Annotated in this window: 14 protein-coding genes; 6 read left to right on the top strand and 8 right to left on the bottom strand. The window is 48.4% G+C overall.

All coding sequences use genetic code 11. The annotated features are described in order from the left end of the window. Positions 1–297: 297 nt before the first annotated feature. Together AC5JLB_RS28275 and AC5JLB_RS28280 are read right to left on the bottom strand one after the other, a co-directional pair. A complete protein-coding gene (locus AC5JLB_RS28275) occupies positions 298–990 on the bottom strand; it encodes a PspA/IM30 family protein (RefSeq protein WP_495877171.1) in 693 nt (230 codons plus the stop codon). 288 nt (positions 991–1,278) lie between these two features. Further along, a complete protein-coding gene (locus AC5JLB_RS28280) occupies positions 1,279–2,844 on the bottom strand; it encodes a hypothetical protein (RefSeq protein ID WP_495877172.1) in 1,566 nt (521 codons plus the stop codon). A 271-nt stretch (positions 2,845–3,115) separates the two neighbouring features. Here AC5JLB_RS28280 and AC5JLB_RS28285 point away from each other — a divergent pair, with 271 nt between their 5' ends. Together AC5JLB_RS28285 and AC5JLB_RS28290 are read left to right on the top strand one after the other, a co-directional pair. Continuing rightward, positions 3,116–3,676 carry a DciA family protein gene (locus tag AC5JLB_RS28285; RefSeq protein WP_495877173.1) on the top strand — a complete coding sequence of 187 codons (561 nt, stop codon included), beginning with the start codon at positions 3,116–3,118 and terminating at the stop codon, positions 3,674–3,676. 584 nt (positions 3,677–4,260) lie between these two features. Next, a complete protein-coding gene (locus AC5JLB_RS28290; RefSeq protein WP_495877174.1) occupies positions 4,261–4,524 on the top strand; it encodes a hypothetical protein in 264 nt (87 codons plus the stop codon). Between the two features lie 94 nt (positions 4,525–4,618). Here the strand turns inward: AC5JLB_RS28290 and menB are convergent, their stop codons facing one another. From menB to ctpA, 6 genes are all read right to left on the bottom strand, one after another. After that, positions 4,619–5,452 (bottom strand): 1,4-dihydroxy-2-naphthoyl-CoA synthase, encoded by an 834-nt coding sequence (menB, locus tag AC5JLB_RS28295; RefSeq protein ID WP_495877175.1) that lies wholly within the window; start codon positions 5,450–5,452, stop codon positions 4,619–4,621. Between the two features lie 3 nt (positions 5,453–5,455). After that, on the bottom strand, positions 5,456–7,192 hold the full coding sequence (gene menD / locus AC5JLB_RS28300) for a 2-succinyl-5-enolpyruvyl-6-hydroxy-3-cyclohexene-1-carboxylic-acid synthase (RefSeq protein WP_495877176.1): 1,737 nt from the start codon (positions 7,190–7,192) through the stop codon (positions 5,456–5,458). A 78-nt stretch (positions 7,193–7,270) separates the two neighbouring features. Then, entirely contained in the window at positions 7,271–8,758 is a 1,488-nt protein-coding gene (locus AC5JLB_RS28305) for an isochorismate synthase (RefSeq protein ID WP_495877177.1), read from the bottom strand. A gap of 204 nt (positions 8,759–8,962) precedes the next feature. Next, on the bottom strand, positions 8,963–10,351 hold the full coding sequence (locus AC5JLB_RS28310) for a cytochrome P450 (protein ID WP_495877178.1): 1,389 nt from the start codon (positions 10,349–10,351) through the stop codon (positions 8,963–8,965). A 69-nt stretch (positions 10,352–10,420) separates the two neighbouring features. Then, entirely contained in the window at positions 10,421–11,659 is a 1,239-nt protein-coding gene (locus AC5JLB_RS28315) for an HD domain-containing protein (protein WP_495877179.1), read from the bottom strand. A gap of 10 nt (positions 11,660–11,669) precedes the next feature. Next, entirely contained in the window at positions 11,670–12,911 is a 1,242-nt protein-coding gene (ctpA, locus tag AC5JLB_RS28320) for a carboxyl-terminal processing protease CtpA (RefSeq protein ID WP_495877180.1), read from the bottom strand. A gap of 248 nt (positions 12,912–13,159) precedes the next feature. Between ctpA and petB the strand changes: the two genes are divergently transcribed. From petB to AC5JLB_RS28340, 4 genes are all read left to right on the top strand, one after another. After that, positions 13,160–13,807 (top strand): cytochrome b6, encoded by a 648-nt coding sequence (petB, locus tag AC5JLB_RS28325; RefSeq protein WP_495877181.1) that lies wholly within the window; start codon positions 13,160–13,162, stop codon positions 13,805–13,807. Positions 13,808–13,922: 115 nt separating this feature from the next. Continuing rightward, positions 13,923–14,405, top strand: coding sequence for a cytochrome b6-f complex subunit IV (gene petD, locus AC5JLB_RS28330; RefSeq protein WP_495877182.1), 483 nt, complete (start codon positions 13,923–13,925; stop codon positions 14,403–14,405). Between the two features lie 131 nt (positions 14,406–14,536). After that, positions 14,537–15,142 carry a Uma2 family endonuclease gene (locus tag AC5JLB_RS28335; protein WP_495877183.1) on the top strand — a complete coding sequence of 202 codons (606 nt, stop codon included), beginning with the start codon at positions 14,537–14,539 and terminating at the stop codon, positions 15,140–15,142. After that, entirely contained in the window at positions 15,139–15,750 is a 612-nt protein-coding gene (locus tag AC5JLB_RS28340; RefSeq protein ID WP_495877184.1) for a macro domain-containing protein, read from the top strand. Before AC5JLB_RS28335 ends, AC5JLB_RS28340 begins: the two co-directional genes overlap by 4 nt. Positions 15,751–16,079: the final 329 nt, after the last annotated feature.

The raw sequence follows: 16,079 nt of genomic DNA on the forward strand, positions 1-16,079 counted from the left end.
TTTATTTCACTGCCTTGCTGATTGAACTTCGCTGAAATGTCAACACAACCTAGAGATGAGAACTTATTAAGCTTTGGCTTTGACCAGTTCTCATCTCCTAACGTTAAGTACGTCAACACAAAAGAAGATGTAATAAATTTTGTCTCTTTATAATGATGAGCGATCAAAAATTGTTCGGGATTCCGAAGCTGGGTTTTTCAAGTTGAACGAACAAGAGCGATCGCTAGGATTAGGCAGAGATAGCAATAAGTCTGTAAAACCTAGAAAAGACATTCAAGCTTTAGAACAGATGTTTAATCATTGACCGGGTGGCAGTTGAGAAGATTGACCACCCGCTAATAGTTGAGTCTTCATAGCGGCGAGTTCGGCATCAATTTCATCCGTTTCACCGAGCGCTTCAATCCGTTTTTCAAGGTCGGTGCTGCCCAGTTCTGCGATCGCTTCTGAATTTGCCTCAAGCTGCAATACTTTATCTTCCATCCGCTCAAACGCATTCATGGCGCTACCCGTTCCCACGCGCCCCAGCATTTCTTGAATCTGAACCGAGGCTTTGGCAGAGCGAGCGCGGGCAATGTAGAGATCTTTTTTCGTTTTCGCTTCCTGAATTTTGCTCTCCAGTTTCATCATGTTTTGCTTCAGCCCCGTGACCACTCCCGACTGCTGACCGAGTTGCGCTTCCATCGCTTCAGCCGTGTCTAAATACGATTTGCGGCGAGTTAGAGCTTCTCGTGCGAGAGCTTCATCTCCTTTTTGCAAGGCAAGTTGCGCACGACGATACCACTCGTTAGACGTGGAGCGAGCTTGCGATGCTTGACGCTCGGTGCGTTTTTGAGTTGCGATCGCGTGTGCTACCGCTTGACGAAGCTGAATCAACTCATCCTGCATATCCAACACCGCTTGCTCCAGAATTTTTTCTGGATCTTCCATCTGTCCGATGAAGTCGTTGATATTTGCACGAATGGCACGCCAGATTCGATCAAACAGTCCCATAGCAGATCTCCGGTAGGTGGGGTATGGGGTGTAGAGAGTGAGACGTCAAGAAAAGGTGCTGATGGAAGCAATTTTTCTCTAGATCTCATCTCCTGTCCCCGCTTGCCGATTTTCCTCAATACTACCGTAGGATACAAAACCTCTTGCAAGAGTGAACTAGCAACAATTTTTTTAGCAGATGCAACGCTTCATTTTCCAGGGATGAGGGATGAGGGATGAAGGATGAAAGAATGACCGTGTTTACTTCATCCCTCATCCCTCATCCCTCATCCCTCACTTCTGATCCCTCTACCGCTGATTGATATCTGCTGAAATTCCTTGATTTTGCAAGGCTTGAGCTTTTTGTTGAGCTTCCGCTTGATTCTTAGCCGCACCAAGTTGAATCTTTCCGTCAGGACGCAGGTAAGCATCAGGAGCAACCTTGCGAGCCGCATCTAAAGAGCGATCGCCAGTAAACGGAATTTCCACTTTATAAGGGTGATTTTCATTTGAAGTTCGACTGACAACGGTTGGAGCAGCTTGAACAGGCGGCAAGTAAACCTTAGCTCGAACGGGAGGACTATAGCTTCTGATCGGCGGCAGCGAACTATAACTTCTAGCAGGGGCAGGATTGTAACTTCTGGCAGGGGGAGGACTGTAGCTTCTAGCAGGGGCAGGACTGTAGCTGCGTTGCGATTGTAGGGAGGGAAGCTCGCTTCGCGATCGCTGCCCAGAGTAGCTTCCACCGCTCGAAGAAGAAGCACTGTAGCGGCTCGCATAACTCGATGAGGTTCCTGAGGAGTAGCTTCTGGCAGGAGCAGGTTGAGAACGACTAGGCGGCGCGGCACTACTAGCTGTTGCTCCTGTGGATGAGGCAGTTCCTCCTGAAAAGCTAGGCGCTGGAGGAGAGACGACAGTGCCACCATTCGACTGCTCGTTTGAGCCGGGTTGCTGTGTCTTTGAAGAAGCAGAGGGTTGCAAAGTAGATTGACCAGCGGTTCCTACGGAGTTGCGCCCTGCGCTAATCGGAACGTTTCCTCGGGATGCGCTCTTTAACGTCGCGAGATTGTCGAGTCCTAAGTTCACAAATTCTTGAGAATCCAAGGGCACACCAACTGAAACGTCGCTTTCCCCCACAGGATTAGCCGTCGCCTGACGAATAGCAGGAGTTTCGCGCTTAGCAAAAATGCTTCCGATATTTCGTAGACTAGCGGGATTCATAATCACATATCCAAACATGGCGCTAGAGAGCAATAGCATCAGCATGGAGCCAACACCAAGCGGTGTTACCAAGCTTTCTAGAAAACTGCGTTCCACTTCGACTTGAGATTCTTCTCGCGATAGGCTTTGAAGCAATTCTTCAGAAGATTCTAAGTAGTCATCAGGAGGAGTATTAGTTTCGGTTAGATCAGCGCTATCGTCTAGATCTAGATCGGGTTCTTTGGTCATCTCTGAGGGAGACAACGCACCCTGTTCTGCCCCGGAATCTAAATCTAGATCGAGGGCAAGCCGCGCAAGTTCTGTCGAGGACTCGGAAGCATTTACATTCAAATCCTCAACACCTTGATCTTGAGAAAATGCTTGATCTTGCGAAAACGCTTTGGAGACGGAATGAGCGCCCGCTAGTTGAGGAGAACTAGCGGCTCCAAGTGAAAGCATTGCTGCTTTGATCTGCTTTTGTTGTGGCGGAGCAATGATCGATGAAAGGGAGTGTCCCACTTGTACAGTCCCTCGTTGGGGTACTCGTTGCCGTCGATATCGAGTTAATTCATCATCTAATCGAATATCTAAGCAGTCTAGTGCCCGCTGTAGTTTAGGATGGATAGACTCACTCGACGCATCGTGACGCATGTAGCACTCCAGATAATTCGTCATTCGGAGTTCGTAATTAACTTGATGTAAATTACGAATTTTTACCAGATAGTTTGCGTATTTAGTGTAGTTCAGACTTTAAGAAATGAAGCAGTTTATTCGCGCTTGAATCGCTTCTACACCAGGATAGATAAGCCGCAACCGTGCTAGTACGGAAAAACTATTAGTACAGAAACACGGGTAGTACAGCAACACTTCGTAGGAGTCACTTAACTCACTACATAGCGATCGTAGAATTTACCTCTGACAGACGACAGATCACGAGTGAGGATTTATGTTAGAGATTCAACAGCTTCTCCAATCTTTTGAATTGCCTCAAAGCCAAGAACAGCAGCAGTTCGAGCAAATCTTAGCGGATTGGACAGCGTGTGTTGGAGACGTGATCGCAGCGCAAGCTCGTCCGCTTTCAGTCCAGCGAAATGTTCTACAAGTCGCCGTTTCTAGTCCGGTATGGACGCAAACTCTTGTATTCGAGCGGCCCAAGATTCTACAGAAACTAAACGATCGGTTGGCAGTTCCGCTAGAAGAGATTCGGTTTTCCACGGTTCAATGGCATCAGCAACCCTTACTGGATATCTCTGCTGATACAACAACCGTGTGGACTAATCATCCTTGTCGGTGCTCAGATAACAGTTCTGCCAAGGGGAAGGGTAAAGCGGCAGCTCAAGCCTCTCAACTGTGTCTCACTCCAGAAACTGCCTTTGACCAATGGCTGACTCGCATTCAACAACGTAGCCAGCACTTGCCGGTGTGCCCTCAATGCCAGTGTCCAACCCCTTCAGGAGAACTAGAACGTTGGGGAGTCTGCTCACTCTGCTCAGCGCAGAAGCAGTAAAAGGCATATTTTTTGATATCTGTAAACCGTCATTCTAGGGGTATTTATATCTGGCTTTCATCAGAAGTTTGTGAATGTTTAGAAGAGCATACTTACGTATCAAGACAAATTGAAACTAGCATACCTTGCAGGAATAATTACATTTAGAAACCTTATTTATTTCTAAAACATCCAGTTAAAAGGAGTGTATAAACGTTTGGTGTTTAACTTGATCCCTGTTCAGTTTGAGGCAAAATTCCTCCAATTTCGTTCAATTTAAGAAAACCGAGTTAAATAAATAGCCACTGCAATGTAATTCTAAAAAGAATCTAAAGTCAGTCTGCTGCGTCTAAAACCTTAGAACCGTTGTATAGCAATACGTTTGCGTTGTTTGATGAAGCGATGACATAAAAAAATAGAAGGCAGAATAGATCGTGGGAATACTGCTTTAAGTCTGAAGCAAAGAAGTTAAGTTGAAGATTGTTTCAACACGTCAAGAAAATTGTTTTTTTCACAGCCATTTAAGCAGCGCGCTCTTTGAGTCGCGGCTTGAGTCATGAGTCTTGTTTTTAATCAGTCAAATTCCGTTAAAAAATCCTCTAACTATGCAACGTTCTGACTTCTTCACTTCAGCTTGTCGCCATTGTCGGCACTACCTTCCGCAAGGTAGACGCGGAGGACATTGTTCTCAATTAGATGTGCCGGTTCAGGGGCGGTGGAAAGCTTGCGCGATCGCCGCCCCTGTCTTTGAACCTGCGTGGGAATTTGATGGACTTCCAATGTGGCAACAAGAGCGGCTGGAGGTACTGCAATCTCCGATACCTACAATTTTGGAAGAAGTGAACGTTGCTGTGGTTAGTAATTCCTAGCTTGAGCCACCTTCTGCGATCGCGTTTGATGCAATGCTACTGATACCGCTTCTACAGGGGTATGGCTTTCGTGCCGTCATCACGGTGCGATTTTTTAAGGCAGCCAAGGGTATTTGCGAAAATCGGGCTGGCGTTTTTCTAGAAACGCCTGCTTGCCCTCCGATCCTTCTTCACTCATGTAGTAGAGCATAGTAGCGTTGCCTGCTAGTTCTTGTAGTCCGGCTTGTCCGTCGCAGTCTGCGTTAAATGCGGCTTTGAGACAGCGAATCGCGATCGGGCTTTTCTCTAGAATTTCATTTGCCCAATTAATGCCTTCTGCTTCAAGCTGCTCGATTGGAACGACGCAGTTAATAAGTCCCATTTCTAACGCTTGAGCGGCGGTGTATTGGCGACAGAGATACCAAATTTCTCGCGCTTTTTTTTGCCCGACAATCCGAGCCATATAGCTTGCTCCAAATCCTCCGTCAAAGCTGCCAACTTTAGGCCCGGTTTGACCAAAGATTGCGTTTTCAGCCGCGATCGTGAGATCGCATAGCACTTGCAGAACGTGTCCACCGCCGATCGCATAGCCTGCGACTAAGGCAATCACCACTTTTGGCATGGAGCGAATTAAGCGCTGTAAATCCAGCACATTTAGACGCGGCACGCCTTCATCATCTATGTATCCCGCATGACCCCGGACACTTTGATCGCCTCCAGAGCAGAAGGCGTATTTGCCGTCGGTGTGAGGCCCGGCTCCAGTTAGCAAAATAACGCCAACGCGACTGTCTTCACGGGCATTCGCGAAGGCGTCGTATAGTTCTACGATCGTTTTGGGGCGGAAAGCATTGCGTTTATGGGGTCGGTTAATCGTAATTTTGGCGATTCCGTCTGTTTTGTGATAGAGAATGTCTTCGTAGGTTTTAGCGATGTGCCAGTCAGAGGTCATGAGTCAAAGGGTTGCGAATGTGCCTAGATTATTTTTGCGCCATTGGGCATCAAGGTAACGATCGGTTTTGAGTTCTAAAAGGCGAATTCCTTCTGTTGGTAAAGGATTCAGTCGCTGGGTGAACTGCTCCCACGTTTGGATGCATTCATACTGCACCTCATAAGTCTGGCAGAGTTTGGCGAAGTCTATGTTTTGAGGCGTGGCGAAAAATTCTTCAAACGGCGGATCAAATTGGGAGATTGGCAACATGTTGAAAATGCCGCCGCCGTTGTTGTTGATCAAAATGATGGTGAGGTGTGATTTCTGCGACGTTACACCCTGCGCTAATTGGAGCAAAAATCCGTTCGTATCGTGCAATAGCGCGAGATCTCCCGTCAATAACACGGCGCTCTGCTCATGAGCGATTCCTAACGCTGTCGAAAGCGTGCCATCAATGCCATTCGCGCCGCGATTGAAAAACGGTTGAATGGCGCGATCGCTCGGTTGCCAAAAAAATTCGACATCGCGCACGGGCATGCTGTTCGAGACAAATAGCGGAGTCTGTCTAGGAAGATGTTGCGACAATAGCCACGCCGCTTTTCCCTCAAACAAACTAGCTTCGGCGGCCAAGGTCTGATCAACGTTGCGGCGCGTGTTGGATTCAGCCATTAACCAAACGTTGAGATACTGAGAATCACCTAAGCCTGTTTCTGGAGGAGTGATGTGTTCGACGGATATTGGAATGTGAATCGTCTTGCCGTGGAGCGGGTCGAGGTTGCGATCGCCCCCCGGATCAATCACATACTGTTTTGGTTGATGCACCGCTAACCATTGCCGCAGTTCTTTACTAGTTGGCATTTCTCCGATCCGGATCACGACCTCTGGCGCTAATTTTTCGGCAAGATCGGCGTTTCTCAGAATCGCGTCGTAGGTTGAAATCAGGTAGGGCTGAAGGCGGGCGTGATTTCGTACCGGGGATAATCCTTCAGCTAGGACAGGCATTCCTAGCGCTTTTGATAGGTGCGAGGTCGCAGCGCAATATCGCTCTGCATCCTTGGGCTGAGCAACCCCAGCAATGATAATTCCCCGACGTCCAGCATCCGGCATACTCCATGTCAACGATTTTGCTTCCCATACCAAGTCATCGACCGAGCGAACGTGATCAAAAAAGTCATGTGGAAACTGATCGGCGATTTCGCTCATTCCGTCCTGTTGAATTGGCGGTAATGGATCGCGAAACGGCAGATTCAAATGCACCACCCCAGCAACGGGATAGCGCGATCGCTCCCATGCCTGCACAATCGTTTGCCGCCAATATGCCAACATCGACCGTTCCAACGACGGCAACGCGACTTCAACGTAACTAGCATACGACCCGAATATTTTTTGCTGATCGATCACTTGTCCGGCATTACAGTTGCGGAGTTCCGGCGGACGATCCGCTGTCAAGACCAAAAGCGGCACTCGGCTTTCTCGCGCCTCGATCACAGCAGGATAAAAATTTGCCGCCGCGGTGCCAGAGGTGCAAACCAGTACCACAGGCTGACCCGTGCGCTTGGCAATTCCTAACGCAAAAAACGAGGCCGAGCGTTCATCTAAAACCGGAATTGCGGCGATGTTAGGATGGCGAGCAAACGCGATCGCTAGCGGTGCGGATCGCGAACCCGGACAAATCACCGCCGTCTTTAGACCGAGCCGTGCTAACGTCTCAGTCAGAATAGATGCCCAGAGCGTATTAGTATTACGAAAATCGAGCGGCATGAAATCAGAATAAGCGAGTACTGCTCTTCTACGGTAGTCGGTTTGCTCTTGCCTCTACGCGGTTTCTACAAAGTTGCGCTATGCGCTAATCGCCTGAAGCAACGCCTGCAACTTTAGCTGCACCTCTGCCAGTTCCTTCTCAGGATTTGAGCCTGCCACAATTCCTGCGCCTGCAAACAATCGCGCTTGACGGCCTTGAATCAAGGCAGAGCGAATGCCAACCGCAAACTCACCATTTCCCTGATGATCGACCCAACCGATCGGAGCGGCATAGAGCGATCGCTCAAAGGCTTCAAATTGGCGAATTTGCTCACAGGCTTCCCGTCTCGGCGCACCCGCTACCGCAGGAGTCGGATGCAGTTCTGCCACCACATCTAGCAAATGGACGCTAGAAGGGACGCTTGCCCGAATCGGAGTTTGCAAGTGCTGAATATTAGATAGCTGTAGCAGTCGAGCCGGGGTAAGTTGAGGGGATAATCCTAGCGTGCTTAAATGCTGCATAATCGAATCGATGACGACCTGATGCTCATGAATTTCTTTCCGACTGTTGAGCAAATGGTTGGCAAATTGAGCATCTTCTGCGGAGGTCTTGCCACGCGGGGCGGACCCAGCGAGAGCATCGGTAGTCAGGGTACGCTCTGAGAGAATTTGAGAAATACCGACCAGCCGTTCAGGACTTGCCCCGATAAAGGTTGAGCCTCTCCCGTTACTGGCTGAGAAAATATAGCAGTTTGAATACAACGTTTGAAGATGATGTAGCGAAGCCACTAAGTTGAGCGGCAGTGGAGAAAAAATATCCAGCGCATGAGCTAAAACTACTTTGTGAAACTGGTTGGCTCGAATCAGATCTAATGCCGCAGCAACAGAGGTTATAAATTGTTCGGGCGGGGCTACAAATTTCTGTTGAAAAAATGTTTTATTAGCATCGCTCAAATTCACCACTTCATATTTAACGGCTTGAATTTTTTGCAGTGTTTGCCATACCCTGTTGACAGTTGCTTCAGCATCAAAATCAGCATCAATGACAATGTTTGCAACAACTGTGTAGCGCTCCTCTAAGTTCCGTGTGAACTCTTGCGGAGTTTGGCAAAGCCACTCGTGACTCGACAAGGAGCTAGATCGGACAATCTGCCAAGCGGGTAGAAAGACCGATGCGGCGGCAAATGCATCTTCTTCGCTCGTATCAAAGAACGAGAAATTACAGAAAAAATGTGCCCCAGCAAAAGGGGCATTTAGGTCTCCAAACAAAGTTATTTTGGCTAACGCGGTTTGAATAAACTCTTTCGCCTCAGCAAAACGATGACGACCTTCTGTTTCTAATTGCAAGGCTACATCAAACGCTAAAATTGCTTCTTGATGACCGCTTTTTTCAAAATAAAAGTGACGCTGAGTCGGTTTAACAACAGAATGTAAAACAGCTAATAGATCAACTGGCTCAATTGCTAGAGAAATACTAGCGATGCGTCGCTCTTGAAGATCAGAAATGGACTCTTTGCAGGTAAGTAAAAACTGATATAGGTCTTTATAAGTAGGACGTTGATCGAGTTGATACTGAATAGCTGTCATGAGCAAACAAATCTAAAGGTTAGCTTTAATGAACCTGCGATCGATGCAAGGTGAAACCCCGTAAGAATCACACCGAGATCTAGACGATCGCAAAAGCAATCTGCGATTGGCTCGACGAAGCCCGAAAGAGCTTCACAGAGCGAAATCAAAAAGACTGCACTTAGACTATTAGCTGATCTTAATCGACTCGGTGATTTCCATTGACTAAACCAACACACAAGAAGATTTTTTACGCATCACCGAGAGCCGGAATTGGTCAGGCGGCACAAATGTTATGCCGCGCCGACTTGGGCGTACAGGACGGTCATAATTCGTTTGCAATTCGTAACAAGATAAAACGGTTGCCAACACCAGTTTCATCTCAAATAGTGACAGCGCCATTCCAATACAACTCCGATTGCCACCGCCAAACGGAAAAAATTCATAAGGTGAGAACTTTTGTTCCAAGAACCGTTCTGGCTGAAACTGATCTGGATTCTTGTAGGTCTTGGCTCTGCGGTGAGCGAGGTAAATGCAGGGAACGAGGACACTTCCGGGTTCGTAATGGTAGCCCTCCAGCGCGATCGCATGTTTCACTTTGCGCGGCTGAGCAATCAGCGCGATCGGGTAAACGCGCAATGCTTCTTTACAAACGGCAGTTAAGTACGGTAACTGAGATAGAGCCACTGGATCGGGCGTGTCTCCCATGGCCTCTAATTCACGCGCTAACCGTGTCAAACACTCTGGATGACGATGAATCCAATAGAACGCCCACGTCAGCCCTGAGGCTGTCGTTTCGTGTCCTAGCAGCAGCAACGTCATGAGTTGATCTCGAAGTTCTTGGTCGCCCATCGCCTCGCCTTGCTCGTCGCGGGCAGTCATCAGCACCGATAGAATGTCCGTTCGCTGGCTAAGATTTTGCGATCCTTCAGAGTTTGGCGAAGCCAACCGCCGCTCTGCAATTTCTGCAAAAATCAACGAGTCAATTTCCTTCTGCCGATGGAGAAAATCGCCCCAAGGACTCTGTTTTCCTAAGTTCTGCTGAAGCACTGGAAAAAAGAACTGCGTTGAATACAATGGCGACGTAATCGCTTCTAGCAATTGGCTCAGTAGCACTCGAAGTCGCTCGTAGCGTTCGCCTGGCACAAGTCCAAAGACAACTTGCAAAATGACCTGAAGCGAAATCTCCGCCATCTCCTGGCGAATAAAAATTGACGATCCAGTTTGCCACTGCTCAATTCGCGATCGCGTTAGCTGACAAATCAGATTTCCCTGACTGTAAAGCTGTTCTCGGTGCAACGCGGGCATGAGCAACTGACGCTGACGCTGATGCTGCGCTCCCGCTTGCATAATCAGCGATTGATTTCCGACCAGCGGACGAAAAATGTGGGTGACTTGACCAAACTCAAACGAGTCGGACAGCGTTGTAAAAATCGATTGAATTGATTGAGGATTGCTAAAGAAAACAACAGGGGGTGAGTTAATGCCGAGGACTCGAAGCGTGAAGGTATCGCCGTGTTGAGCGGCGCAAGCGTCGAGAAATTTTAGGGGCTGAGCTACGATCGCGAGGGTTTGTAGCAGCGGCGGCAAGTGAGAACCAGCAGGCAAAGTCATGAATGTTATGAACCTAATTTGATGCCAGCGATGTCGATGTCGACAACGATCAAGAGAACTGCTTTTCCATCATTCATTGTGCTTTAACTGAAATTCAATTTCACGTGGATAAATTAACCAAACTCGCTGCGTTGGTTGCGATAGAGTTTGCACGAGCGGCGACAGCTCATTAATTTCTCGCAGTCCTTTGGTTGTTTGAATGTTAATGCCTTTGTGATATAGCGTGTAGCCGCGACTCACCGCAACTCTTAAACCTACGTAATAGTTAGCATCAAGTCCAGCTTGAGTCAGCCAATGATGCGCTTTTTCTAGCAGGATGGCGCGATCGCACTCATCTAAATGCGTTACCTCTAGCGCTTTCAGTAAATCGCGATCCAAAAATCGACGACACATGTCAGACAGTATCGGATCGTCGTGATGTTGCCAGCGCTGAAGATGATAGACAAACACCCCGTCATCGGTCGCCAGATATTGCTCTAAGGAAGGGGAATGGTGACTTAACCAAGCACTGACATTCTCATCCGCCATCAACGTTCCAATTTGAAATAGCTGTCTTGCCCGTTCAAAGACTTTCGACAATACCCACGTCGCTGCAATATTTTTGTGATGGTTGTAGACCTGAGCGTACATGAAATAGCGGACGACTAAATAATGCTCGATCGCGGCGATGCCTTTCTGAGCCACAACCAGCTGTTGGCTGACCAGATCGTATCGCAGCGCCATCAGAATTCGATCGAGGTCAATCTTGCCGTAAGACGCGCCTGTGAAGTAGCTGTCGCGCATCAAATAGTCCAAGCGATCGCAGTCTAACTGACTCGAAATCAACTGCCAGACGATCGGCAACGGATATTTTTTGGCATAAACCTGCTCGATTTGACCCAGCAGACTTGGCGAAAACTGATCCAACAACTGCCGAATTGGAGCAGAGTGAGTCAGAATCTGCCGTGACCAGATCTCATGATCGCTGCCAAAGATTTCTTCTGCCGTATGGCTAAATGGACCATGCCCAATATCGTGAAGCATGGCCGCACAGAGCACAATCGGACGATGAGGCAGCAGTTGCGGATAGTCCCGGACGATGCGATCGAAGGCTCGCCGCGCCACCGCCATTACCCCGATCGAATGAGTAAACCGCGAGCCTTCCGCGCCGTGAAAGGTGAGACTGGCAGGACCGAGTTGCCGGATTCGTCGCAATCGTTGAAAGGCAGGAGTATCAATCAGGTTGATTAACAGCGCTTCGGTTGGGTCGTTGCTGTTGAGCGCGATCGCACCATGCAACGGATCGTGATACACCCGCTCAAATCCCACAATTCAGCCCTCACGTGTTTCCGGCGACGAGAGAATCTGAGGTGACAGTCTCAACCGCCGCTTGATACTGATTATCAACCGCCGTGCCAATTTGATCGAGGCTAATGGCTTGGTCAAGGGCCACGATGCGATCGGGCTGAATGCCTAGCTTATTGATATCCGTGTGATTTGGCGTTTCGTACTTCGCGACCGTAACCGCTAATCCTGCCCCATCAGACAGGTCAAATAGCGATTGAATTAAGCCTTTGCCAAAGGTTTTTTCGCCTACAATGGCGGCGCGTTTATTGTCGTGCAGTGCGCCTGCTAGAATTTCGCTGGCGCTAGCGGTGCCTTGATTGACCAACACCACCAGCGGATCGTTGGTTAACGCACCGCCCAGCGCTTCAAAGCTGCCAATCGTTCCTTGACGGTTAACGGTGTAAACGATCGTGCCGTCGTCTAGCCAAAGCCGCGCAATCTCAACACCCGCGTTTAGCAAGCCGCCTGGATTATTTCGCAAATCGAGAATGTAAGAATCTGCGCCTTGGCTTTCTAGCTTTGCGATCGCATGAGCGACTTCCATCGTTGCATTGGCGTTAAACTGGCTCAGCTTCAGGTATCCCACCTTTTTTCCGTTCGTTTGAGGGCGGAGTTCTGCCACGACCGGATTAACCGCAATGCGATCGCGCTTCAGCACTAGATCCTGCTCCGTCTGTCCGGTTCGCGCTACGGTCAGCGTCACCTGACTGCCAATCTTGCCCCGCATTCGCTCTGCGGCTTCATCGAGGCTCAAGCCCTGCGTCGAAACGCCATCAATCTTTAAAATAATATCTGCCGCTTGAATGCCAGACTTCGCGGCTGGTGAGCCTTCAATTGGAGAAATCACTTTGAGCAGCTTTGTCTCCAGGTCAAGGGCAATTTGCAAGCCAACGCCGGTTAACTCTCCAGAAGTCGTGGTTTGCAGACTCCGATACTGATCGGGCTTGAGCAACCGCGTAAACGGATCGTCCAACACCGCAACCATCTTTGCGATCGCCATGTAGGTCGCTTCTCGATCCGGCAATGGCTGCTTCAGATATTTCTCCCGCACTGCCCACCAATTGCTGTGGTTGAAGGTCGAATCGACGTAAGCGCGATCGATGACTCGCCAAGCTTCGTTCAAAAGCTTTTGATTCTCAGTCAGGGCATAGGCTGGAGACACGACGCCAAGTGCGATTGCCACCGACAGAATCCCAATTATGAGCGAGCGGAACCAAGAAGAGCGTTTTCTCATAGTCAGCGATCGTAGCGTGAAACGGTTATACAGTGTAGTCTGTCTTACTTTGACAAAGTTTTATAAAGCTTTCAAACCTTGAATCGAAGGAAAGATTTCTTAACAAAGTATTAAGCTTAACAAATGTCTTGAAAACAAGTCCCAAACGCCTCAATTCCTGTCCAATTGCCTCTTTCCAAGGTGTAATCACCGTTACTCTTGTGTTACATTTTTTATGAACAGCAATCATTTTTAGGAACGCTTGCTTTATGGCAAATGTGTACGACTGGTTTGACGAGCGCCTTGAAATTCAAGCGCTCTCGGAAGACGTAACCAGCAAGTACGTGCCGCCTCACGTCAATATTTTTTACTGCCTGGGCGGAATTACGCTAACTTGCTTTCTGATCCAGTTCGCCACTGGATTTGCGATGACCTTCTACTATAAGCCCACTGTGGCAGAAGCGTTTTCCTCCGTTCAGTACATCATGAATGATGTCAACTTTGGATGGCTAATTCGCTCGGTTCACAAATGGTCTGCCAGCATGATGGTGCTGATGATGATTCTGCACACCTTCCGGGTCTATCTGACGGGCGGCTTCAAAAAGCCTCGTGAGTTGACCTGGGTAACGGGCGTGATCCTGGCGGTGATCACCGTTTCCTTTGGCGTGACAGGCTACTCATTGCCTTGGGATCAAGTTGGCTACTGGGCAGTCAAAATCGTGTCGGGTGTGCCCGAAGCGATTCCGGTTGTAGGTACGCTGATTGCAGATTTGCTTAGAGGTGGTGCAAGCGTCGGTCAATCGACTCTAACTCGCTACTACAGCGCACACACCTTTGTGTTGCCATGGCTAATCGCCGTGTTTATGCTGGCGCATTTCTTGATGATTCGGAAGCAAGGTATTTCTGGCCCATTGTAAAACGTGACAATATCCGTCGCTTTACAGGTTCAAGAATCTTCTGTTTAGTTCTACTCTATAGATTGCTTGCTGTTTTCCTCTGCTGACTTCTGACCTTTAAGGAGAGCCTTTACGAATGGCAACCGTTAAGAAGCCGGATCTAAGTGATCCACAGTTGAGAGCTAAGTTGGCCAAAGGCATGGGTCACAATTATTATGGTGAACCTGCTTGGCCTAACGACCTGCTCTACATTTTCCCGGTCGTAATTTTGGGCACGATCGCACTCTGCGTCGGTTTGGCGGTTCTCGATCCTGCGATGATCGGTGAGCCTGCAAACCCATTTGCGACTCCACTTGAAATTCTACCTGAGTGGTATCTGTACCCTGTGTTCAACATTCTGCGTCTTGTGCCGAACAAGCTGCTGGGTGTCGTGCTGATGGGTTCTGTACCGCTAGGTTTGATTGTGGTTCCGTTCATTGAGAACGTGAACAAGTTCCAAAACCCATTCCGTCGTCCGGTTGCAATGGCTGTGTTCCTGTTTGGAACGGCTGTTACAATGTGGCTCGGAATTGGCGCAACCTTCCCGGTTAGCCAAGGGTTGACTCTTGGTTTCTTCTAAATCTGTTTCTTCTTGAAACAATTGATGTGTCTGCTAAAGATCTTGAGAGGTTCAGGATGTTTGGCAGGCACTATTTTTTTGGCACTATTTCTTGACTGTTAAAATACCTGCATGATGTGGAGAAGATTTCAATGACCTCGCAAGCGATTTCCGCTCAAGAGCAGCGCCACTACACACCCGAAGAGTATTTAGAGCTAGAAAGAAATGCGGCGTTTAGGAGCGAGTATGACGATGGAAAAATTACGCCAATGCCAGGTGGAACGCTTAATCACAATCAACTTTCTCTTAATTGCGCCCTTGCTTTAAGCTTGGGGTTGAAAGGGCAGAATTATCGCGTCTTCATAGCAGACGTAAAATTATGGCTGCCTAAATCTCGAAAGTTTCGTTACCCCGACATTATGGTTGTGGCTGGACAGCCTGAGCTATATAGCGATCGCAAGACAACTATCACGAATCCTCAAGTGATTATCGAAGTCTTATCTGATTCAACGGAGGACTTTGACCGAAATGAAAAATTCATACTGTATCAATCAATTCCGGCGTTTCAGGAATACATCTTAATTGATCAGAATCGAATTGCAATCAATCAATTCTTTAAGACAGGACACAAGCGCTGGACAATTGATCAGTACGATGAGCAAGATTCTGAACTGGTGCTGAAGTCGCTTGATTTAACGATCGCGATCGCAGATCTTTACGAGAAAGTCGATATTAATCCTGCTTCAACTTCGTCATGAAAATAGTGCTGGCAGCCGTTGGGGAAGAGTTGGCTGCGGCGTGGGACGGAATTTGTCAAGACTTAGAAGATGTTTCTGTGCATCGGGGTTCAATTCTAAATGTGCCGTGTGATGCGGTGGTGAGTCCCGCTAATAGCTTTGGTTTTATGGATGGTGGAATCGATGCAAGGTATAGCGATCGCTTCGGGTGGCATGTTCAAGAGCGCTTGCAAAAGCTGATTCAAACGAAACATTATGGAGAACTGCTGGTTGGCATGGCTGAGATTGTCGAGACCAATCATCCCGCAATTCCATATTTGATTGCTGCCCCAACGATGCGCATTCCGATGGTTCTACGAGATTCAGTCAATCCCTATTTAGCCGCCCGCGCTGTTCTGTTGCTAGTCAAACACGGTAAGTTTGAGTCCGGTTCGCTGGCAGGGGAGAAGATTTCAGACGTGGTTCAAACTGTTGCGTTTCCGGGCTTAGCAACGGGGATTGGACAGGTGGATGTCAATGTTTGTGCTCGGCAAGTCCGTGCCGCGATTGAAGATATAGTCCTGGGTAGCGAGTTTCCGACATCATGGGCAGATGCTCAAGCAAGACATCGGCGTTTGTGTGGAGACTAGAGAGTGAAGAACGAAACGTGATCACCGCTCTGGAATTAGTGCGAAGTGCGATCGCCCAAAGAACCGCTTTTCGATCTTCAAGGATCGAGTCTCAGTACCCCTCCTTAACTATCTGGTGTCAATAACCGATATAGATTGCCCGCTTAGATGTATCAGTACAGGACTACGATCGCCTGCCATCAGTGAGTTTTGGTTATCTGCAACGGGAATTCCATCAGCAGTAGTCAATGTATGTTCAGCCATAGTGATTTCTCCATCACTTTACTGAGATGCTGCTCCTGGGCTACAGATCGAGCATGTCTTCATCAACAGCCGATTTAATCCTAGCC

The sequence above is a fragment of the Myxacorys chilensis genome (assembly GCF_059505265.1).